This is a genomic window from Dickeya lacustris (genome assembly GCF_029635795.1).
GTDB lineage: Bacteria > Pseudomonadota > Gammaproteobacteria > Enterobacterales > Enterobacteriaceae > Dickeya > Dickeya lacustris.
The window spans coordinates 527,281-549,469 of sequence record NZ_CP114280.1; the positions used below are offsets into that span (position 1 = coordinate 527,281).

The following is a 22,189-nucleotide window of genomic DNA, read 5'->3' on the forward strand; positions in this document are numbered from 1 at the left end:
CTTATCTTGCCTGCGACAAAAAAAAGCGCCCGTCATGATGACCGAAAACCGGGCCGGACAGAGACGTGTACCCCTGCGCCGGTGCAGGTGACGGTTACGGCATGCGTTGAGAAACCGGCTGACGGCCTGTGGCTGCCGCCGGGCGAGCCTGACCCAGCGCACTTTTCATGGCCGCGACCACATCGCCATCAACACAATAATGCTGAAATTCATCCATCTCGGTTTCAGAGCAGAGCGTCACGCCCAATTTGCGATAGCGCATCGGCGAGGGCAACCACTGCCCGGCCGAGGTATGCAATTCCTGAATGCCGCAGGCGCGGAATTTATGCAGGTTGGTCAAACGCACCCCGGCCCCCGCCATAATAATGGGCCCGCGACTGGAGAGACTCAACTCCCGGAGCAACGTCAGCCCGTTTTCCGCACTCTGCTGCTGCCCTGATGTCAGAATACGCGCGACGCCAAGGTCAGCCAATTGATCCAGCGCCAGACGGGGGTTAATGCAGAGATCGAACGCACGATGGAACGTTACCGCCACCCCATCACACCGGGCCATAATCTGACGCATGCGCATTAAATCTATATGCCCTTCTTCATTGAGCACGCCAACCACCAAACCGGGAAATCCCATTTCCTTAATTTGGTCAATATCATACAACATAGAAGAAAACTCTTGCCGACTGTAGCAAAAATCGCCACCGCGTGGACGCACCATCGGATGCACGGCGATAGTGAGACTGTCACGCGCCTGACGTAACACGCCATAACCTGGCGTTAACCCGCCCTCTCGTTGCCCGGCGCACAACTCGACTCTATCTGCTCCTGCCTGTTGCGCCGTCAGTGCGCAATCCAGGCCATAACAGCAGACCTCCAGTGTTGACATACTCCCTCCCTAAAACAAGACGCTGATACGGTGGGAAACCGTAATTTCCCAACCTTAACCGATATTCACCAATATTCGTTTCTGACAACCGCTCTGAACTGGCGTTGGTATCACCCTGATGCGGCAGACAGGCTTACCAGGTGCAACCTGACAAGTGTTACCGGTTAGATGAACGTTTTATCGCGGGTTACTTTGTAATACTGGCACCCCACTGCGTATTGCGGGGAGAGGCATGTCACATCAATCGCAGGATTTGCGCACGGAATATGACACGCCACACAGTTTACGTTTGGCGCGCGGTCACTCTGCCTGTGCCTGCTCACTGGCGACAATCTCCTGAATTCGATAGGGATGAAATTTGATGGTTAATCGGCCATTCGTCACCGCCAGCGTCGGGTTGGGTAAACGCTCCCCTTCCCCTTGCGGATGACTGAATTTCAGTTTGACTCCCGGTGTTGTCAATGCCGTATCCGACAGACACGCCAATGCCCGTGGGTGCAACGTCGCCGGGTCGCCCGGTAGCACCAATTCCACATGTTCCCATCCTTCATGCGGATAGTAACGCTCACCCGGCCACGGCAATTCTACGCAATCAATATGCCAGGGCCCTACCTTCAAGGGGTGATGCAATGTAAACAGGCAAATCGGCCGCCCGTTAATGGTATTTTCAGACAACAGCTCACCGCATGCCAATAGCGCCTCTCGCCAGCGCTCTGCGGTTTGCTGCTGATGACAACGCAGTGAAATATGGTCAGCGTCAAACAGGTCAAGCCTCAACTCAAGCAGCTGTGAAAATTGCTCAAGCTCACGCTCAAAACGGGAAAGATCATTGATTAACGCGTCGGGAAGCACTGCCGGTAATAAAACGGTCATGATTTATTCATCAGCCTGTATAACGTATCCTGGCGCTAATTTAGCACAGTCCTGTTTAACCGCTACCCTTTTGCTGGCGGCTTTCGCTCATCAATAAAAAGCGTTGTTTTCCCGCGCAATAATAGCAATAAACCAACAGGCGCTACTTAATCTCAATATCAAAAAAGCTTTTGTTTATAAAAGAAAAAATAAAATAAAAACACAGCATTAAAAAATGAAAATTTTTGCGCGTGGCAAGAGCGCAATATTTCAAGATTCATCCGAAATATCGCATTGAATATCACCTTGAGATATTCACGACTCAGGCGCGCCGCCTTCTGATATTAATAGCTCATCACAGTACGCTGTACTGCGTGAATATTTTGCCTGTGTTACCGCGAATAAAATCGGCGATATCACCCCACAGATAGAACGATTGCTACACCCGTCACACCACATCCGTCAACCTCACGCTGAACAGGTTGACACGCCTGCTCTGGGCTGACGGCAACGGGCAATTATGGTATAAAGAAAGGCTTGATTCGTCATTTAGGGTAAACCGGTGAATATTCAGGCTCTTCTTTCAGAAAAAGTCCATCAGGCAATGGTTGCGGCGGGCGCGCCCGCTGATTGTGAACCCATGGTTCGCCAGTCGGCAAAAGCGCAATTTGGTGATTATCAGGCTAATGGCATTATGGCCGTGGCGAAAAAACTGGCGATACCGCCACGACAACTCGCCGAACAAGTGATGCAAATGTTGCAACTTGATGGTATTGCCGCCAAAACAGAGATTGCCGGTCCCGGTTTTATCAATATTTTCCTTGATTCACAGTGGCTATCCCAGCAGTTAGAACTGGCCTTAACCGCGCCGAAACTCGGTGTGAGCCCTGTTGTGCCGCAAACCATCGTCGTTGATTACTCTGCGCCTAACGTGGCGAAAGAGATGCACGTTGGCAACCTGCGCTCAACCATTATCGGCGATGCCTCAGTACGTACGCTCGAATTTCTCGGTCATCATGTTATCCGCGCTAACCACGTCGGGGACTGGGGCACGCAGTTTGGCATGTTAATTGCCCAGCTCGAAGATATGCAAAACAGCCACGCCAGCGACATGGAACTGTCTGACCTTGAAGCCTTCTACCGTGAAGCGAAGAAGCATTATGATGAAGATGCCGTCTTTGCCGAGCGCGCGCGGGGATATGTGGTCAAGTTGCAAAGCGGCGACGAGTATTGCCGGACGCTGTGGCGTCAGTTGGTAGACATCACCATGCGCCAAAACCAGAACAGTTACGATCGCCTCAACGTCTCGCTAACACCGGATGATGTGATGGGCGAAAGCCTCTATAACGCCATGCTGCCGACGATCGTCGCCGACCTGAAAGCAAAAGGAATGGCGGTAGAAAGCGAAGGGGCAACCGTTGTGTATCTGGACGAGTTCAAAAACAAGGAAGGCGAAGCGATGGGCGTCATCATCCAGAAAAAGGATGGCGGCTACCTTTACACCACCACAGATATCGCCTGCGCCAAATATCGCTATGAGACGCTGAGGGCCGACCGGGTTCTCTATTACATCGATTCGCGCCAGCACCAGCACCTGATGCAAGCCTGGAGTATTGTGCGTAAAGCAGGCTACGTACCTGATTCGGTGAGCCTGGAGCACCATATGTTCGGTATGATGCTGGGTAAAGACGGCAAGCCGTTCAAAACCCGTGCGGGCGGCACCGTGAAACTCTCAGAACTGCTGGACGAAGCCTATGAGCGCGCCCTGACGCTCATCGCCGGTAAAAATCCGCAAATGCCGCGCGACGAACTGGAACAGTTGGCGAGTGTGGTTTCAATTGGCGCTGTCAAATACGCTGATTTGTCGAAAAACCGCACCACCGATTATGTTTTCGACTGGGACAACATGCTGGCTTTCGAAGGGAATACCGCGCCTTATATGCAGTATGCCTACACCCGTGTGGCCTCTATTTTCAAACGTGCCGGGGTCGATGAAGCCAGCCTGACGCAGCCGATTATTCTGGCAAGTGAACACGAACAGGCTCTGGCAACCCGTTTGCTGCAATTTGAAGAAGTGGTGACGACGGTTGGGCGCGAGGGGACACCGCATGTGATGTGCGCTTATCTGTACGACCTGGCGGGCCTGTTCTCAGGCTTCTACGAAAACTGCCCTATTCTTAACGCAGATAGCGAGAATGCACGGCAAAGCCGCCTGAAGCTTGCGCTGTTGACGGCAAAAACCCTGAAAACCGGCCTCGACACGCTCGGTATTCAAACCGTCGAGAAAATGTAGTGTTGTCGCTGAAACCCGCTATCGCTCTTGATAGCGGGCTTTCTGGCATAAAAACGCCAGCCGGTTATCAGGCTGGCGTTTTTATCTTTAGTTTAAACGGTCAACCGACTATGCAGAAGACCGCAAATAGCGCCTAACCACACGCCGCTGACGACGGGGTTATATGCTGCGGCGAGAGAAATCTTTCGCGCGAAAGCCAAATAGCGCCAGCACAGCAAAATAGCTACCGGCCCCGGCCACCACCACGACCGCTAAACGCAGTAATCGCATCGTCATATTGCCCACATCCCAATCCGGCATCCACTGACACAATGCTATCAGCACGAGTACCATCACCAGCACCGCCACCGTGAGTTTTACCAAAAAGCCCGACCACCCGGATTGCGGGACAAACAGCTGTTGACGGCGCAGTTGCCAAAACAGCAGCGCCGCATTAATACAAGAAGCCAGACCTATCGATAATGCCAATCCAGCATGCTGTAATGGGCCGATAAATAACAGGTTCATCAGTTGCGTTAATGTCAGCGTGACCATGGCAATTTTCACCGGCGTCTTGATATCCTGACGAGCATAAAAGCCCGGCACCAGCACTTTCACCAAGATCAACCCCATCAACCCGACAGAGTAGGCCACCAGCGCTCGCTGCGTCATCAGCGCATCAAACGCGCTAAATTTACCATACTGGAACAACGCGACGGTCAACGGTTTTGCCAGCAAACCGAGCGCAACAGTTGCCGGTAATGCCAACAAAAAACACAAACGCAGCCCCCAGTCCAGTAAGCGGGAATACTCTTGCGTATTCCCGCTAGCCACGCTTTTTGAAAGCGATGGCAACAGAATCGTCCCTAAGGCCACCCCCAACACGCCGGACGGGAATTCCATCAAACGGTCGGCGTAATACATCCACGACACCGCCCCCTGGCTGAGAAACGAGGCAAAAATCGTATTAATGATCAGTGAGATTTGGCTGACCGATACGCCGAGGATCGCCGGAGCCATCAACTTCATCACCCGGCTGACACTGGGGTCGCGAAACCGGATACGCGGCAAAACCAGCATGCCGATTTTCTTTAAATGCGGCAGTTGATAACCCAGCTGTAGTATCCCGCCCACGACGACCGCCCAGCCTAATGCCATCACCGGCGGGTTAAACCAGCGAGCGCCCAACAAGGCAAAGCCTATCATGCTGATATTCAGCAACGTCGGTGCGAACGCCGGTACGGAGAAGCGGTTCCAGGTGTTCAGTACCGACCCGGCCATTGAGGTTAGCGAAATCAACAAAATATAGGGGAACGTAATGCGCAACAACGCAGAAGTCAGTTCAAAGCGCTCCGGCGTTGAGGCGAATCCCGGTGCCGTCACCATAATGACCCAGGGTGCAGCCACCATGCCGCTTAATGTCACCAGCGCCAGCACCAGGGTTAGCATCCCTGAAACATACGCCAGAAAGGTACGGGTTGCCTCTTCACCTTGCTGGTTTTTATACTCAGCGAGAATGGGAACAAATGCCTGAGAGAATGCGCCTTCGGCAAAAATACGGCGCAGTAAATTAGGCAGTTTAAATGCGACAAAAAAGGCATCCGTTGCCATACCTGCACCAAATACGCGCGCCACAATCGCATCACGCATAAACCCCAGCACACGAGAAAGCAAGGTCATAGAACTGACAGCAGCCAGTGATTTCAGTAGGTTCATTCAGTTATTCAACTCAGGAATGAAAGAGTTATCGCGGCGGAACAGCAAGGCTCGCCCGCTCAGGCGCAGACAGCCTGCAACCGCTGCCCGCAAGAGTGACGCCAGCACAGTGAATACAGTGAATGAGAAGTCGGCGTGCGCTCGTCTTATACCGCGATATCATCTTATACCGCGACACCGCCCTGGCCTGGCTGTCGCGGCACAGCCTAGTCGATTGCCATGCGAATAGCCACACAGCGCCGCGACAGGCGCTGTTTTTTTCGGCGTTTTCTTAACGTAACGTCATTTCTGCTGTAGCGCCTCAATCACGCGTTGCGCCTGTAATGCCTGTTCACCGCTAGTCAACGGCGGCTGTTGCCCGATAACGGCATCAATAAAATGGTGCACCGCGCCGACAAATCCTCGCTGTGCCAGCATTGTCTGCCAGGCTGGTTCCGGGCGCATAACCACCGAGCCCTCACGCTCTTCGCGCCATTCACGCAAATTATCCACCTGATAACAACCGCCAGAGCCAGTCAGTTGCACACTTTCACGCGCACTGCCAGCCTGACGATGCATCGCCGTCGTTACCATACCGTAAGCGCTGCTGAAGTGATGTTCCGCATAGATAAGCTGCCCCTCGGCATTGCAGCGGAGCACACCTGAGCATAACGCCGAGCACGCCTCGTTCACCCCGGCCAACCACAACGCCGTATCGACGACATGCAGGTAGTCATCTAATAACGTGAAAGCCAGTGGATGGGGCCCGACCTGATCAATGCGGTGTTTATCCATCCTCACGCTGGCAGGCTGTGGGCAAGCGGCTTTGAGCTGCTGATAGAGCGGTGCAAAACGGCGATTGAAGCCCACCATCAGTTGCAGGCCTTGCCTGCCGGCAAGTTGCACCAGTTCTTCCGCCTGGGAGAGCGTCTGCGCCAGCGGTTTATCCACATAGACGTGTTTACCTGCCAACAGCAGCGTCTTCACCACCTCGTAGTGACTGGCGGTGCTGCTGTGAACAAACAGCGCATCGCACTGTGCCGCAAGCGACATTAAAGAGGAGAAACAGGGAATGCGGTATGCCTGGCATACCGCTTGTGCGTTGATCTGATTGGGCGACCAGGCACCGGCCAACTGCCAGCGTTCAGCCTGTGATAACACCGGCAGGTACGCCTTGCGGGCGATGTCGCCAAGCCCGACGACACCGACATTCAGGGTTTTCATATCACGCCTCTGACTCGTTATTGGGCAAACGACCCTGAGGGTGCTGCCGATAACGCCGCCAGCTGCGCCCGCAATTCGGCGACCTCAAGCTCAAGCGCGGCAACACGCGCCGCCAAATCCTCCCCCGATGACGAAAGCGGATTTCCACCCAACGCATCGCCACCGTCCACATCGCTTTGCGCCACATCACCGCTGAACAGATGCATAAACCGGCTCTCACGCTTGCCCGGCTCGCGCGCCAGGCGCACCACAAAAGGCCCATCCTCACGCTGTTGCAAGCGCTGTAATACGTTTTCAACTTCCGCCACATCGGAAAACTCATACAACCGCCCCGCGCGGGTACGTAATTCTCCCGGCGTTTGCGCACCACGCAACAAGAGCGTCGTGACGAGCGCCAGTTCAGCATCCGAGAATTTCAGGTCGCCAAATTCGGAATTACAAAAACGATGTTCGTATTTCATGACCCGATTACCAAAGCCGCTCACGGTGCGCAGAAAATGCCGCTTCACCAGCAGATCAAGCGTTTGCTGAACATCATTTTCACCCAGCTCCATCACCGGTTCGCGATTGGTTTTCTGGTTGCAGGCACTGGTCAACCCATTCAGCGACATCGGATATTGATCCGGCGTTGTCACCTGCTTTTCCAGCAAACAGCCAATAATACGGGCCTCTGGTGGTGTAAATTGGTATTTCATGGCGCAACTCCCCCGGTCATTAGCGCATCGGCGTCCATTCGTTGTTGGTTAACGCGGTTAATACATGATCTTGCCATTTACCGTCGATCAGCAGGTAGTTTTTGGCATAGCCCTCTTTTTCAAAGCCAAGGCGTGCCAACAGGTTCCCGCTACGGTGATTGTGCGGCATGTAATTGGCCATAATGCGATGCATATGCTGTTGACGCTGCATATAACGCAGCGCCGACTGTAACGCCTCATACATCAGCCCCTGGCCTTGCCATTTCTCACCCAGTGAATAACCGAGATAACAGGCATGGAATGAACCTCGCAGCACGTTGCTGAAATTAGCCACCCCGCGCACCTCATTCTCATCCTGATCTAACAGCAGAAAATAGTACGCGCTCCCCTGTTTGTGCATGTCGGTAATCACACTTAACCGTGCCTGCCAACCGGAGGGATAACAGTGACTGGCATCACGCACCGGCTCCCAGGGTTTTAAAAAATCACGGTTCTCTGCATAGTACTCAGCCAGACGCCAGGCATCGCGTTCATGTGCCAGACGCACCACCATCCGGTCTGTCGTCAGGCAGACTCTGGGTGTCGTTGAACGATAGCCAAACATGGCTTCCCCCTCAGGTGACAATTGTTCGATGAAGAAATTTTATTAATGACGCTACGGTAACGGGCCTCGCCGCCATTATCGTAGCGAATTCACGAGTGCGCTTACTATAACCACATAAATTCCATAGCGTAAAACCGTCACTGCCGAGTTATTGCACAATCAACACGTCCATACCGATTTTTTTCACAATCTGCTTGCCAGATAACAGTTGAACGATAAAAAAATTTATTATGTCAACGCACTATCCCCTTGAGCAATTCAGCGCGAGAATAGACGGGTTGTATTCCTTTCATTCAATTCCTCGTGGTGAAACATGTCATTAATGACACAGGCCCGCAGCCTGGGTAAATATTTTCTGCTGCTGGACAATATGCTGGTGGTATTAGGTTTTTTTGTCGTTTTTCCGCTCATTTCCATTCGCTTTGTTGATCAAATGGGCTGGGCAGCCCTCACCGTCGGGATTGCGCTGGGCCTGCGCCAATTTACCCAGCAAGGGTTGGGCATTTTTGGTGGCGCTATTGCTGACCGCTTTGGTGCAAAACCGATGATTGTTGCAGGTATGCTGCTTCGCGCGCTGGGCTTCGTGTTCATGGCCTTGGCAACGACACCACTGGTTTTGATACTGTCCTGTGTGCTTTCTGCGCTGGGTGGCACGCTGTTTGAGCCGCCGCGCAACGCAATTGTCATCAAACTGACGCGCCCGCATGAGCGCAGCCGCTTTTTTTCATTACTGATGATGCAAGATAACGCGGGCGCTGTGATTGGCGCACTGATCGGCAGCGCCTTGATGCAATATAACTTTGCCGTGGTGTGCTGGGCCGGTGCCGCCGTTTTCGTTCTGGCGGCGTTACTCAATGCCCTGTTGCTGCCCGCTTATCGCATCTCTACCACCCGCACACCGATTCGGGAGGGGTTGCTGCGCGTCATGCGCGATCGCCGTTTCGTGGTCTATGTGCTGACGCTGACCGGCTATTTCATGTTGGGCGTTCAGGTCTTGCTGATGATGCCGATTATGGTCAACGAACTGGCCGGTAGCCCGTCTGCCGTCAAGTGGATGTATGCGATTGAAGCGTCACTCTCGCTACTGCTGCTGTACCCGATAGCCCGCTGGAGTGAAAAACGCTACCGCCTGGAGCAAAGGCTGATGTTTGGCTTATTTATCATGACCATCAGCTTGCTGCCCATGGGGATGATGAGCAGTTTATCCTCACTGCTGATGCTGATTGGCTTGTTCTACATGGGGTCTATCATCGCGGAACCGGCGCGCGAAACGCTGGGCGCGTCGCTTTCGGACGCACGGGCACGCGGCAGCTATATGGGTTTTAGCCGTATGGGGTTGGCATTGGGCGGCGCGCTTGGCTACAGCGGCGGCGGCTGGTTGTTCGATACCGGAAAAGCGCTAGGTCAACCCACGCTGCCTTGGCTGATGCTCAGTATCATTGGCATCTTGACGTTACTGGCGCTGTATTGGCAGTTTTACCTGCACCGCCAAACGCCTGAGATGTTAAGCGAGCACGGATAATTTTCACCGCCGTTTATCGCGGCGGTACGGTATACCGTTGTTGCATGATGCCCGCATTGTCGTATACCTGCATTGCTGTATACCTGAGTATTGTGCTTATCGTTAAATCATTCCACCCGATATAATGACATCCTGCTGTTATTGCCTGACGTTAAGGAAATTGAATGAAACTGTTCGTTTATGACCACTGTCCTTTTTGTGTCAAAGCCCGCATGATTTTCGGCCTGAAACACCTTCCGGTGGCATTGCAGGTGCTCTCTAATGAGGATGAAGCCACGCCAATTGCCATGGTTGGGCAAAAAATGGTGCCTATCTTGCAAAAAGAAGATGGCAGCTACATGCCAGAAAGCCTGGATATTGTGCATTACATCGATGCGCTGGATGGCAAACCCCTCCTGACCGGCATGACCAACCCGGCGATTGATGCCTGGATTCGCCGCGTTTATGAATACGCGCCACGTTTATTGTTGCCGCGTTTTGCTCGCGCTGATTTTGACGAGTTCGCCACCGACGCTGGCCGTCAATACTTCATCAACAAAAAAGAGGGGCAATTTGGCCGCTTCGACGATCTTTTAGCGCAAAGCGCCGAGCTAATACGCCGACTTGAAGCCGATTTGCAGACGCTGGCCCCGCTGATCGTCTCCGCTGATGCGTGCAACGGCGCACTGTCGCTGGATGATATCCATCTGTTCGCCTTGCTGCGTTCACTGACCATTGTCGCTGACGTTACCGTACCGGCGTCGATTGCCGCCTATTGCGATACCCTTTCCCGGCAAAGTCAGGTCAATCTGCTGCTGGAACAGGCGCAATAACCCGCCGCGCTGCCAGCGGAAGGCGGCGTTTGAGTCTTTTCCGATTGGCGATATTCCTGAAATGTCGCACCCTGCCGACGCCCTCACACTGAGGGCGAAATGAAAACAAGAGGTTAAAACAATGAAAGCGCCCGTGATGGCGGCACTGGTATTTTTCGGCATCATGCTACTCGGGGGATGTAGCCGCTTCACACAATACAACCTGAGTGAACAAGACATTAATCAGTATCTGCAACAGCATAATGATTATCAGAAAGCGCTGGGCGTTCAGGGCGTGGCGGAGGCGAGCATCACGCTCACCCACATCTCAAGTCAGATTGGCCGCAGCGAGCCTGGCAAAATCACCCTCAGTGGCGAGGCAAATGTCGAGATTCATTCGTTGTTGGGCGCACAGCAGGCAACGCTCAGGCTCACCCTAAAAGCACAACCGGTTTTCGATAAAACGCGCGGCGCTATCTACCTCAAAGAGATGACGCTGGTGGACTACAGCGTCCAGCCACCGTCGCTGCAAACCGTGTTACAAACACTCATGCCATACCTTAATCAGTCGCTGACAAGCTATTTTGACCAAAAACCCGCTTATGTGCTTAACCCGGAACACAGCAATAAAGAAGCGCTGGCCAAAAAGCTGGCAAAAGGCATCGACGTCAAACCCGGTCAGTTAATCATTCTGTTAACGGATTAACATGCCTGCCTACGCCGTTGGGCAGCCTCCCTCGCCGCCCTCGGTTTATCACTTATATCGCATCAGCGCTATCGTCATGCCCATCGGCCTCAGCCAGTTCATCACGCATCGCCTCCAGCGCTTCACGGCTAATTATCGCCAGGGTGCGGTAAAAAGCGGTGGTAGCATGGCTTTCCAGTTTGCCGAGGAAACGATCGCTCCAGGTTAAGACATACTCATCAAACAAGGCAGACTGCGCCGCCGTTTCATCTTCGCTAGCCTGATCTTCAAGCCAGGATGCCGCCAACAGCAACGAACCGAACCGATCGGCTGCCCCCTCGCCTAATGGCATACCGCGCTGTTGTAAAAATGCGCGCACCTCGGTTTCCGGCGCCTCGTCCAGCCAGTCGGCTCGCCGCGCCGGTACTGACGCATCAGAACCAAACAGAGCGTCATAATCGGCCTGCATCGCGGGCACATCCACACTATGTTGCCAACGCGCCATCAATTCATCCTGTGCCAGCGGCCACTGCTGCGCCAGCTTGCCCTGGCTAATCAGATTCAGCAGCGGTGCCAGCAAGGGGTCGTGTGGTGGGCGATTAAACAGGGTGCCAAGAATGCGGCACACCACGGAAAATTCATTCATTTTAGTTACCTGTTAACAGGAAAGTCTCTGTCTCTCGATGAGCACATAGCGACGACAGGCCAAAGGCTGTCACCAATTCGCCAACTCCGCAATCGCGGGTTTACCACGCTGAACCAAAAAATCCAGCACCCGGCGCGGGCTGACATTCAACACGCGATCCTGCGGAAAATCAACATCCTGCAAAATACGCTCGCAATGAGGAAACTCCCCTAGCGACCAGGCAACATGCGAGTCGGAGCCTAACGCCAAATAGCCGCCCGCCTCACGCACCGCCTGCGCTACCGCCCGGCAATTCGCCTCACTGCCTTTACGAGAATGAGCAAAAGAAGAATTATTCAATTCCAGCGCAACATGGTATTTAGCCGCTGCCTGTGCCACAGCCTGAATATCGATAGGAAATTTGGGATTACCCGGATGGCTAATAATATGTACAGCCCCCTGCGCCATCGCCGCAATCATCGCTTCGGTATGGCTGTCTCTGTCTTTGGGGGCAAAAACGGGCTCATGGAAACCGGCAATCACGAGATCCAACCCATCCAACATCGGGCCCGTGCAATCAATATCGCCAGCCAGATTTTTGATATTAGCCTCAATACCACGCAAAATACCGACGCCCTCCACCACCCGAGGCCAAACCCGCATATTGATGAAATGCCAGTAGTGCGGGGCATCAGCCATATCCGGGCCATGATCGGTAATTGCAATCAATTTAATCTGGCGGGCTTTCGCTTGCGCCACATAATCATGCAAGGTGCTATAGGCATGCGTGCTGGCTACCGTGTGCATGTGTAAATCAACGGGATACATGATTTCTCCTGACTCGCATTAATGAGTCAGCATAGCATTTATCCCCGCCTGACACAGCCATCGAAGCCGCGCCGTCACCAGAAATTAACATAAGGACAACACCTTTATGGATACACAGCACCGCCCTTCTTGACGCGAAAAACACAACAAATGGTTAGTAAATCAGCAAATTGCGTTAAGTTTAGCTAAACGGGCATTTTTATGGAAAAAGCATATTGACGCTGAAACAGATTTTCCCTAGAGTAGCGCCCCGTCGCCCCCGCTGGTGACGTTCGGTGAGGTGTCCGAGTGGCTGAAGGAGCACGCCTGGAAAGTGTGTATACGTGAAAACGTATCGAGGGTTCGAATCCCTCCCTCACCGCCATATTCTCAACAGAATCAAATAATTGAATATATCTTTTGGTTTTGTTCTGCATAAAGTCATGCATGAAAAGTTCGCTCAGGCGGACTTTTTTTGTATCTCAGCTTCCATATTTCTCATTGAAACCGGCGCTTTAGATAGTGTTTATGCGGCTTCTGGCCTGTATATTCAGTCCGAGAATCTTCGATTGATTCGAGACATTGGCAATCGAGAGGCCGAAGTCGAGCAGTACAATCCCGATGACTAGCCCAGTAATCGCATGAGAGATCAAACAAAGACTGAAAGCCACAACACCACAGGCCAGACCCAGTAGCAGACTGGCAGAAGAGCCGAGGTTTTCGATTAAACGACCGCTGATACTGGCAGCGAGAATACCGGTGAGCCCCATCAACCCAAAAGAGCCAACGATAGCTGGGCCGAACTCAAACCAGAATGCGCTGAAGACAGAGAACGCGCTGGCCTGGCCGATTCGCTATTGACGTCACGACGCGCGAAGAAATGCCTGCATACACCAGAAGCCCTGCGGCCCGTATTCAGAGCCCCGTTTCATCCGGGTTAACTCACAGACCCAATAGCCGCTCGGCATTACCGTGAGCGATCAGCGCTTTATCGGCCTCACTGATGGGGAGGCTATCGATGAAAGCCCGCACCCCATCCAGACTCTGATATGGGTAGTCGATAGAGTACAGAATCCGTTCCGCCCCCATCAGCGTGTGGATAAACTGAAAATGCGGTAGGGTCAGCATGCCGCTGGGCGAGACGTACACATGCTCGCGGTAGGTCTGCACAATCGGGCGATGCAGACCCGATGCCTCCTGCGGGATAGCGTCTTCCAAGCGTTGCAAGAAGAAAGGCACCATTTCCCCCAGTGGCCGCTAATCACCTGCAGATTGGGATAACGGTCAAATACGCCAGCAAGCAGCATGCGCACAACCTGTATACCCGCTTCATTGTGCCACCCCCACGCAAACATCGATAAACGCGCGGTCACTTCCCGTTCAAAACCCTCGTAATAGCGCTGCTGAACAGCCAAATCAGGCAAGCCAGGATGAACATACAAAGGAACATTCAATTCATTGAGCGTGGCGAGCACGGGAGCGTAACGCTCATCATCCAGGAATGTATGCCCGGGGAGACCGTTGATGAGCACGCCCTTAAAGCCCAACTGTTTTACGGCCCGCTCTAACTCTCGTGCTGCGGCCTGCGGCTCTTGCCAGGGCAACGTCGCAAATGCGGCAAACCGTGTGGGGTGGGCCTGCACAGCGAGCGCCAGCTTATCGTTGGCGGCACGATTCAGAGGGATAGCTTGGGCCGCTGGTAGCAGTTGAGGGAACCCACCGTAAGACAGTATCTGCATATCAATGCCTGCCTCATCCATATCGGCAATGCGCGATGCGTCCACGTTGAGCCCCTTTTGAGCCGACTCAGAGGGGGCGATAACATGGGGTCGGCTGCGATCCGCAACATGTTGTCCATCAATCACCCGATATCCCCAATCCTTCAGGTATGGGGCAGCCGTGAGTGCAAGTTCCTGAGTGGCCAGGCCAATGCCGGGATCAAGCACATGCTCTTCAACGCAGATCAGTTTCATGCCGTTCTCCTTTATTCCGTTAGTCAGCATTTGCGCTAACAAGGCTGGAGCTGATGATGAGCACCCCGTTCATTGCGCGTGGATGCCAGCAGGAAAGGCACCACGTCGGTGGATTGCACCTCTTCCTCCTCCTCATTGGTGAATGCAGCTACCAGTGTGTAGGATTGGATTGTATTGGGGCCACACTCAGATAAAAACTGGGGTTAAGGTTGAGTAATTCATAACCTAGAGTTGATAATTAAACGCGATGCACCGCCTTGACTACAATTCCCTTTTCTTCCACATCAATGCAGAGACACGCCTCTGCAATATATCCCGCCTCATGCAAAGAGGTTTTATGCGCTCACTCCGCCTCAATATTTTTTATTAATTCTGGCAAATTCACCTATTCCCCATAACAGCATCAAAAGCCATCCTATTTATGCATCAGCATTTTTAATATTCCTCCATGGTTATGAAGAGTTTTTTCTTCCTGTTTTATTACGCTGGCTTTACCACAGAAAAACCGTATGTTTTATCGTTCACTACACTTTGCTATTAAAGCAAAATAAACTGATATTTCATCGCTATCATGGGTTAGGTAATGATTATCTGGTCTGTCATCAATCCGTCTTTGAAAAACTAACGCCCGCTCATATTCAGCGAATATGTCACCGTCATTATGGTATTGGTTCTGATGGTTTGCTTATCGATATGCAAACTGATGGCATACCTGCACTTAAAATTATTAACCCTGACGGTTGCGAAGCGGAAAAGAGTGGTAATGGGTTGAGGATTTACGCGCGTTACCTGTTTGATTGTGGCCGGGTAATGCATACCCGATTTCCGATACAGACGGCAGGAGGAATGGTGTTTTGTCTGGTCGAGAAAGGCGCTCATCAGATAACGGTAGACATGGGGCGAGCCAATTTTTCACCTGCTGCACTGCCAGCCCTCGTCGAGGGTGATGAAGCATTGTCCCTGCCATTAACGCTTGGAGAACACCGCTTCCACGCCACCCTGGTATCTATGGGCAACCCTCACTGTGTTATCCGCGTAAAACACCTCGACCTCGAGCTGGTACAGCACGTTGGCAGACAAATCGAAACACTGGCGATATTCCCTCGCCGCACCAATGTTCAATTTGTTGAGGTACTCAACCGCCAGGCGATTACTATCGGTATTTGGGAGCGCGGCGCAGGATACACTCTCGCATCAGGCAGTAGCAGTTGTGCCGCTGCCAGCGCCATGTACAAATTGGGCTACATTGAACCTCGCGTAACGGTACATATGCCGGGAGGACAGCTTGCCATCGCAATAGATAGCCAATTTCAAGTTCAGATGCGTGGGCCGGTACAGAAGGTAGCGGATATTACACTGGATAACGACTGCTTTTTTGACCTCATGCCCCCCACCCGCGACTCGGCCTGACGTTTGCCGAGTAACCAACACCACCCTCGGCCAGCCGGTTATCGTCACCGTCGAGCGCGGGCGGCGGGTGATTGAGGTTGAGCTTAGGATCTGACCGGTAAAAATGACGATCCTGGCGCAGGGCCGGGATCTTTTCTATAACTTAGCTTTTATACCCAAGCGGATCATTTCAGTTGGGAACAAGGGTTGTAATATTATTTCATCATTAAAAATGAATAATTTTGGCGACAAGGCTGTCACATCATAAATATTTTCAGCAATCAATTTTAATTTCGTCTTAAATACAGGAATACTAGCATCATCTGCAAAAACGAATACATCATCGGTTTTCATGGGGCTCTTAATCAACAGATCATCAATATTTCCATAATCTGAAAATTTCATTTCTGACCAAACAAGTCCCCCTCTTGAAAATGGATATTGATTTAAAATATCCATGACATCTTTTAATGCTTTCCCATCAATCACACTAAAATCAGCACTAAGCGCTTCTTTACACTCATCAAATAAAGTCATCGGCTTTACCTGTTTAGTTGTTTTAATATCGTTTCAAAAGATTTTTCATTACCCTCAAATGGTATGACCTGCTTTATTGCCTTTCCTGGGCCTTTACCTTGAGAGTAATCCCATGTATTGATATGAGTACCTTTTTCAGGATCATAATCGACACGCCAGCCTACCTTGCCATCATTAGATTGCCGACCAATAACCTTTCCATTACCAGCACTTATCTCCAATCGTCCAATAACAGGTTTAGAGTCGGCTCCTAAATTGCCTACGACATCCAATGCCTTATTTCGAGCACTTTCCCAGTTTTTCTCTGGTTTAAGAGTTTGTTCAATCGTATTCCCAGACTGAGAGCTACCACTCCCTGATTTTCCTTTTGATGCCAAATACGCCAAGTCATCCTGACTTGGCCCATCAGGGATCGGCGTCGTGGTAGTGTTTCCGGCAGTAGACGGTGCGCCATCGGTATTTCCGGTATGGCTGGCTCCGTTCTTATCCGACTGATCCGGCGTCGTCAGCGTAGTGGCCGTGTTCTCTGTCGGGGCCGGGTTTTCCAGCTTGCCACCGGTCGGATCTTTATCTGCTATCGGTAACTCCGTATGTCCCGGCCCACGGGTACCGTCACGCACCGCGCACTGTTCGCGGGTGCCTTCACAGCTTCCCCCCATCTCCTCGTCGTCACCTTTGCCGCTTCCCTGACGAACACCCTGACCGACCGCACCGGCGACCGCCGCCGCTTCACCGCCGACAGCCACAGGAGCCGCCGGTGGCGGTGCCATGAAGTTATTCTCCACCGCATTGCGACCGGCCTGCGCGCCGCTGGCGGCTGCGTCCACATTCCCGGAGACGATCCCCGCTGCCAGCCCCGCCGCCACCGAAGCCAGCGCGCTGACCGACTGTTTTTCCGTTTCCGTCAGCGTGTTGCTGTCACGACCCGGGTACAGCGCCTGCATGATAAGCAGCCGCGCCGCCAGTTCGCCGCCCGCCGCGCCCACGGCCCCTGCCGCTGCATCCTTGCCCGACACCTGCGCCACCACCGCCCCCACCAGCGCATGGCCCATCGCATTCGCTGCAATATCCGACGCGGTGGCGTTCTTCTCGTCCGCCGGCAACGCCGCCGTCGCCGCCTGCAGCCCGCGCTGCACGTCGCTGCCCGTGCCGTACGACGCCATCACCGCCTTGTACGCCGGCGTCTCCGCCAGGTCTTTCCGGTATTTATCCCACGCGGCCTCGGAGGCGGTATCCGGCAGGCGATCCACCTTGCCACTGGCTTCTGCCGCCCACGTCGCACGAATTTCCCCTTCGGTGCGCACCACCTCCATCACCTGCCCGCCCAGCGCCCCCACCGACTGCGCCAGCTGCAAGCGCTGCTGCTCCTTGTCAAACAGCGGACTCAGTCCGTTCGCCGCGTGCGCCGCATCCCGGCTCAGGCCCACCACGTCCTGCTGCTGCCCGGCCTGATTACGGATAATCAGCGCCCCCTCGCTCACCGCCGCGTACGTGGTGCTGGCAGCATTGCCGCCCCGCCCCAGTGACATCAGCGCCGACGGCGTGGTCATCGCCGCCGTTTTCAGCGCATCCATCAGCCCCGGCGCCGTGCTCAGGCTTATCCCGCCGCCGCTGTGCGACACCGAAAACTCGGCCCGGTTGTCAATATTGCCAAAGCCCAGCGTGCCCGTCTCCAGCCGGTTGTTCTCCGCGCTGGCCGTCGAGCCTATCACCGCGCCATCCAGCTGGGTGTGGTTGCCGACATGAATGTCGTAACCCCCCTGACCGGCAAACAGCCCGGTCTGCTGCTCGCGGTAAAATGCCATGCTACCGCCCGACGCTGCCGCTGGCTTACGGCCTCGCCACCAGTTATGTTCCCCGGCGACCACAGCGGGCACTGCACGGTTTATTCCCGTCAACGTTGGGTGCAGGCGTTTCGGCATCGAACCCGTTGACCCGACTGCCGCCACCAACTGGATCAGGCATTATCCCGGGTGGTTTGTCATACCATCGGCATGACGGTAATGACAAAACATTTCCTGTCCGGGGACTGACGTATTTTCAGGCAACTCGCCGCCGCAACTCACCCTCAAGGGCCGCTGGCTGGAAGACCTCGGTTTTAACACCGGGCAACCGGTTATCGTCACCGTCGAGCGCGGGCGGCTGGTGATTGAGGCGGAGATTAGGATCTAACCGGTAAAAACAAAGATCCCGGCGCAGAGGCCGGGATTGTTCTAATTATTCGACGAGTAAGCTTTTAAAAAATCGTTGTACGTCTCATGAAGATGATAAAATTTCGCATCGGGATCATCTTTCAATTCTTCATATCTTGCCATTAACTTTTCGAATAAACCATCTGGTACAGGATAAGGATCTGTCTCATTCTTTGCGCAGTAAAAATAGAATAGAGCCTCTTTCAGTAACGGAACTGATAAAGCTTTACTATTTTCAAGTAAAAATGAAAAAGAATATTGCCAGCCACTCTCTGACAATAGTAAATACGATAAACAAGTTGATCTCAGGAAGTCATTATATAATATTTCCGACTCCAAGATTAACTTGCAAAAAATGAGTCCTTCATGTTGATTAGCTAAATAAAGAGCATTGAGATAATCAAATGCATCTTTCGCAGGATCTTCTGGCGAAAGCTCATTAACATAACCATATGCTAGGTAACTGTTTAGTCCATCAAATAACTCTTTGAGTTCTAGTTTGTTTGCACTCATCATCATTTGAATGCTCCTGCCTGTACAGTTGATAACCGTTTTGAGCCATCAGGTAAAATAGTCCAGGTCGCATAAACCCTGACAGAACCACTGTCACCGGACACTACAACCGACGTTTGTCTGTTCGCAGGTGTAACACTTGTTGCTGAGTCCAATAGCTTATCCATTATCATGCTGTTATTAGTCGGTGTATTAGATATACCTGCATTATTGAGAACACGATCCATATCACGCGATCTTTCGATATTATGTATTTGATCCGATAGTTGCTTTAGTCTAACTGCGTTACTTGGATCTTTAGCAAATAAGCTTTGATTAGCAACTTGTGAATCCTTAAGCGTATTTGACCTGCTCCCGATTGATTAATACACCGCGATGTTAGTAATGTCTTCATAAGCCACATGAGGACATCCCCATGAAGAAGCGTTTTTCCGATGAACAGATCATCAGTATCCTCCGCGAGGCTGAAGTCGGCGTTTCAGCCCGGGAGCTCTGCCGTAAGCACGCCATTTCCGACGCCACGTTTTATACCTGGCGTAAGAAGTATGGCGGCATGGAGGTGCCTGAGGTTAAGCGCCTGAAGTCACTTGAGGAAGAGAACGCCAGACTCAAGAAGCTGCTCGCCGAGGCCATGCTGGATAAGGAGGCGCTTCAGGTGGCTCTTGGGCGAAAGTACTGACGACGACCAGAAGCGCGAAGTCGTGGTGTTGATGTGTGATGCGACCGGTCTGTCGCAACGTCGTGCCTGCAGACTCACAGGTTTGTCCCTGTCGACCTGCCGCTATGACGCTCAGCGTCCGGCGGCTGATGCCAATTTATCAGGGCGCATTACTGAACTGGCACTGGAGCGCAGGCGTTTTGGCTACCGCCGCATATGGCAGTTACTGCGCCGTGAAGGGCTTCTGGTTAATCACAAGCGCGTGTACCGCCTTTATCATCTGAACGGGCTGGTCGTTAAACGCAGACGTCGTCGTAAAGGGCTTGCAACAGAACGTCTGCCGCTGCTCCGCCCGGCGGCGCCCAACATGACCTGGTCGATGGATTTCGTCATGGATGCGCTGGCTACCGGTCGCAGGATCAAGTGCCTTACCTGCGTCGATGACTTCACAAAGGAATGCCTGACGGTCACTGTTGCCTTCGGGATTTCAGGCGTGCAGGTCACGCGTATTCTGGACAGCATTGCGCTGTTTCGCGGCTATCCGGCTACGATAAGAACCGATCAGGGCCCGGAGTTTACCTGCCGCGCGCTCGAACAGTGGGCCTTTGAGCATGGAGTGGAGTTGCGACTTATCCAGCCCGGCAAGCCGACACAGAACGGATTTATTGAGAGTTTTAACGGACGCTTTCGCGATGAATGCCTGAATGAACACGGGTTCAGCGACGTCAGTCATGCCAGGAAAACCATCAGCGAATGGCGTCAGGATTATAACGAATGTCGCCCGCACTCCACGCTGAATTATCAGACGCCGTCTGAATTTGCAGCGAGCTGGAGAAAGGGTAATTCTGAGAGTGAAGGAGCCGACATTACTAACTGAGTTTTGTATTTAATCCCGGGGGCAGGTCATATTATATTCCTTCTGCAACACTTCAAGATCACCTGAAGCCTTACCACGCATATAAAGCTCTATCTTATCGACAGGTATTTTCGCATCACCTTTTACAGCAGTAATATGGTTTTTCCCATTAGCATCTGGAAGTGAACTAACCTCAAAATTATTAGACAACTGCTGTTTACCAGCCAGAGCTTCTATCTTACTGGCAGCAGCAGAACCTATTACTGGTGCTATCGAAGCCGCCACAATCTTCATACCATCGTAAGTCGAGACATACTGCTCTGCCGTGGCTTTATCCACTCCCAGCATCTGCATAGCATAGTTTACCATCGCATCCTTCACCTGCTGCTGATTCTGTGCATCAACACTGGTGATATTCAGCAGGTTCACTATCTGGCTGTAAGCATCGCCGTACTGCTGGCTGGCCCTGGAGTTATAGTTGCCGGTGTTTTCGTACTCCGCTTTGGCCTGATACGCCTCCAGTCTGGCCGCTGCACAGGCCGCACTTCCAGCAGCACCATTACCGCAGGCCACAAGCACAGCACCGTCCCTTGAGATATCCAGCTCCGTTAACCGGGCAACGTCTTTCTCCGCCTGTTCACGCTCTGCCGGGTCTTTGCTGTCGCGGAGTTTCTGCTTCGCTACCTCAAGCTCTGATTTCTCAGAGACACTCAGGAAGTTATTCTCCACAACAACGTCATCCGTTGCGAAGTCAGCCGACGAACCCACTTTTTCCCTGTGCAGTCAGCCGGTTACAGCCGGTTTTCCCTGAAGCGTTTCGATACCCGAACTCCGAAGCCCCGATACGCGGTTTTGGCCCCCGACACGCTACCGCCCTGCCGGGGCTTTCGCCTGCAACCCACGCATCATAGCAGCGGCGGCAGCCGCTGCCATCCGGTGTTGGGGGTTCAGTTTGGGGTTCCATCGCAACCCGTGACGGGCCACAGCTTGCCTGTGGCGCCGGCGCGGGTTCTGCCGGTGCGGACGGCACAGAGTCCGCAAGCGACGCCCTGCGGCGCTCTGTGACTCCGACGGTTAAGGAGAAGAGGCACCTGCATGACCACGCCGGACAGCAACCCGCCAGGCGACCATCGGGGAGGCCCCCGGCGGGGGCCGCACGGGGCGGAGATGGCGAGCACGGGAACGAGCAAGGAGCCTGCGACTGCGAGCCGGGCGCAGCCAGTGAAGCGGGGTTGGGGCGGGGGCGAGGTAATGCCTTTCAGCGGAGGCCCGACGGGCCGACTTCTTCTTGGGGGTTGGGTTTGGGGGTTGACCTGAGTGCTGACGAAGGAACACCGGAGCCGACAGCGGAAGGCGCCGCCTTGCGCGCCGCGCCTCATCCGCGATGCCAATGGCGGGGGCGCAAGACATAATGCGGAT

Annotated in this window: 20 protein-coding genes, 1 tRNA gene and 1 pseudogene; 8 read left to right on the plus strand and 14 right to left on the minus strand. The window is 53.2% G+C overall.

The window, feature by feature from the left end; translation table 11 throughout:
* Positions 1–94 precede the first annotated feature (94 nt).
* Positions 95–880 carry a copper homeostasis protein CutC gene (gene cutC, locus O1Q98_RS02400; RefSeq protein WP_125259642.1) on the minus strand — a complete coding sequence of 262 codons (786 nt, stop codon included), beginning with the start codon at positions 878–880 and terminating at the stop codon, positions 95–97.
* A gap of 300 nt (positions 881–1,180) precedes the next feature.
* Positions 1,181–1,753: a VOC family protein gene (locus O1Q98_RS02405; RefSeq protein WP_125259643.1), complete on the minus strand. Its 573-nt coding sequence runs from the start codon at positions 1,751–1,753 to the stop codon at positions 1,181–1,183.
* Positions 1,754–2,294: 541 nt separating this feature from the next.
* On the opposite strand from O1Q98_RS02405, the gene argS reads away from it, so the two are divergent.
* Complete coding sequence (argS, locus tag O1Q98_RS02410) at positions 2,295–4,025, plus strand: arginine--tRNA ligase (RefSeq protein ID WP_125259644.1); 1,731 nt, start codon at positions 2,295–2,297, stop codon at positions 4,023–4,025.
* A 159-nt stretch (positions 4,026–4,184) separates the two neighbouring features.
* Here the strand turns inward: argS and murJ are convergent, their stop codons facing one another.
* From murJ to rimJ, 4 genes are all read right to left on the minus strand, one after another.
* Positions 4,185–5,720 (minus strand): murein biosynthesis integral membrane protein MurJ, encoded by a 1,536-nt coding sequence (murJ, locus tag O1Q98_RS02415; RefSeq protein ID WP_125259645.1) that lies wholly within the window; start codon positions 5,718–5,720, stop codon positions 4,185–4,187.
* 282 nt (positions 5,721–6,002) lie between these two features.
* Entirely contained in the window at positions 6,003–6,923 is a 921-nt protein-coding gene (locus O1Q98_RS02420; protein WP_125259646.1) for a Gfo/Idh/MocA family protein, read from the minus strand.
* Positions 6,924–6,940: 17 nt separating this feature from the next.
* A complete protein-coding gene (locus O1Q98_RS02425; RefSeq protein WP_125259647.1) occupies positions 6,941–7,618 on the minus strand; it encodes a YceH family protein in 678 nt (225 codons plus the stop codon).
* A 19-nt stretch (positions 7,619–7,637) separates the two neighbouring features.
* On the minus strand, positions 7,638–8,222 hold the full coding sequence (gene rimJ, locus O1Q98_RS02430; RefSeq protein ID WP_125259648.1) for a ribosomal protein S5-alanine N-acetyltransferase: 585 nt from the start codon (positions 8,220–8,222) through the stop codon (positions 7,638–7,640).
* Between the two features lie 313 nt (positions 8,223–8,535).
* On the opposite strand from rimJ, the gene mdtH reads away from it, so the two are divergent.
* The 3 genes from mdtH to O1Q98_RS02445 all read left to right on the plus strand — a co-directional run bounded on the left by mdtH (position 8,536) and on the right by O1Q98_RS02445 (position 11,241).
* Positions 8,536–9,744, plus strand: coding sequence for a multidrug efflux MFS transporter MdtH (mdtH, locus tag O1Q98_RS02435; protein WP_125259649.1), 1,209 nt, complete (start codon positions 8,536–8,538; stop codon positions 9,742–9,744).
* A 164-nt stretch (positions 9,745–9,908) separates the two neighbouring features.
* Positions 9,909–10,556 carry a glutaredoxin 2 gene (gene grxB / locus O1Q98_RS02440; protein ID WP_125259650.1) on the plus strand — a complete coding sequence of 216 codons (648 nt, stop codon included), beginning with the start codon at positions 9,909–9,911 and terminating at the stop codon, positions 10,554–10,556.
* 121 nt (positions 10,557–10,677) lie between these two features.
* Complete coding sequence (locus O1Q98_RS02445; protein ID WP_125259651.1) at positions 10,678–11,241, plus strand: lipoprotein; 564 nt, start codon at positions 10,678–10,680, stop codon at positions 11,239–11,241.
* A gap of 52 nt (positions 11,242–11,293) precedes the next feature.
* Here O1Q98_RS02445 and O1Q98_RS02450 read toward each other — a convergent pair whose 3' ends face one another.
* Together O1Q98_RS02450 and O1Q98_RS02455 are read right to left on the minus strand one after the other, a co-directional pair.
* Complete coding sequence (locus O1Q98_RS02450; protein ID WP_125259652.1) at positions 11,294–11,866, minus strand: TorD/DmsD family molecular chaperone; 573 nt, start codon at positions 11,864–11,866, stop codon at positions 11,294–11,296.
* A gap of 69 nt (positions 11,867–11,935) precedes the next feature.
* Positions 11,936–12,673, minus strand: coding sequence for a phosphatase (locus tag O1Q98_RS02455; RefSeq protein WP_125259653.1), 738 nt, complete (start codon positions 12,671–12,673; stop codon positions 11,936–11,938).
* Positions 12,674–12,947: 274 nt separating this feature from the next.
* Between O1Q98_RS02455 and O1Q98_RS02460 the strand changes: the two genes are divergently transcribed.
* A tRNA-Ser gene (locus O1Q98_RS02460) sits at positions 12,948–13,037 on the plus strand.
* Between the two features lie 557 nt (positions 13,038–13,594).
* Here O1Q98_RS02460 and O1Q98_RS02465 read toward each other — a convergent pair.
* Positions 13,595–13,780, minus strand: a complete 186-nt coding sequence (locus O1Q98_RS02465) for an amidohydrolase family protein (RefSeq protein ID WP_205744261.1) — start codon at positions 13,778–13,780, stop codon at positions 13,595–13,597.
* Entirely contained in the window at positions 13,774–14,625 is an 852-nt protein-coding gene (locus tag O1Q98_RS02470) for an amidohydrolase family protein (protein WP_205744262.1), read from the minus strand. The genes O1Q98_RS02465 and O1Q98_RS02470 overlap by 7 nt, the downstream gene beginning before the upstream one ends.
* A 552-nt stretch (positions 14,626–15,177) precedes the next feature.
* On the opposite strand from O1Q98_RS02470, the gene dapF reads away from it, so the two are divergent.
* Positions 15,178–16,035, plus strand: a complete 858-nt coding sequence (gene dapF, locus O1Q98_RS02475) for a diaminopimelate epimerase (RefSeq protein ID WP_125259657.1) — start codon at positions 15,178–15,180, stop codon at positions 16,033–16,035.
* 135 nt (positions 16,036–16,170) lie between these two features.
* Here dapF and O1Q98_RS02480 read toward each other — a convergent pair whose 3' ends face one another.
* Positions 16,171–16,551: a CDI toxin immunity protein gene (locus O1Q98_RS02480; RefSeq protein ID WP_125259654.1), complete on the minus strand. Its 381-nt coding sequence runs from the start codon at positions 16,549–16,551 to the stop codon at positions 16,171–16,173.
* A gap of 5 nt (positions 16,552–16,556) precedes the next feature.
* Positions 16,557–18,473: a VENN motif pre-toxin domain-containing protein gene (locus tag O1Q98_RS02485; RefSeq protein ID WP_278142763.1), complete on the minus strand. Its 1,917-nt coding sequence runs from the start codon at positions 18,471–18,473 to the stop codon at positions 16,557–16,559.
* 124 nt (positions 18,474–18,597) lie between these two features.
* Between O1Q98_RS02485 and O1Q98_RS02490 the strand changes: the two are divergent.
* Positions 18,598–18,723: pseudogene (locus O1Q98_RS02490) on the plus strand (SymE family type I addiction module toxin); the annotation flags it as partial.
* Positions 18,724–18,764: 41 nt separating this feature from the next.
* Here O1Q98_RS02490 and O1Q98_RS02495 read toward each other — a convergent pair.
* Positions 18,765–19,262, minus strand: a complete 498-nt coding sequence (locus tag O1Q98_RS02495; protein WP_125261330.1) for a hypothetical protein — start codon at positions 19,260–19,262, stop codon at positions 18,765–18,767.
* Positions 19,263–19,671: 409 nt separating this feature from the next.
* Between O1Q98_RS02495 and O1Q98_RS02500 the strand changes: the two genes are divergently transcribed.
* Positions 19,672–20,791 (plus strand): IS3 family transposase gene (locus O1Q98_RS02500; protein WP_278142765.1). Its coding sequence is split into 2 segments (ribosomal slippage): positions 19,672–19,931 and positions 19,930–20,791, totalling 1,122 coding nucleotides; the frame shifts between segments, so codons are not numbered across the junction.
* A 9-nt stretch (positions 20,792–20,800) separates the two neighbouring features.
* Here O1Q98_RS02500 and O1Q98_RS02505 read toward each other — a convergent pair.
* Positions 20,801–21,499, minus strand: a complete 699-nt coding sequence (locus tag O1Q98_RS02505; protein ID WP_240632853.1) for a DUF6862 domain-containing protein — start codon at positions 21,497–21,499, stop codon at positions 20,801–20,803.
* Between the last annotated feature and the right edge of the window lie 690 nt (positions 21,500–22,189).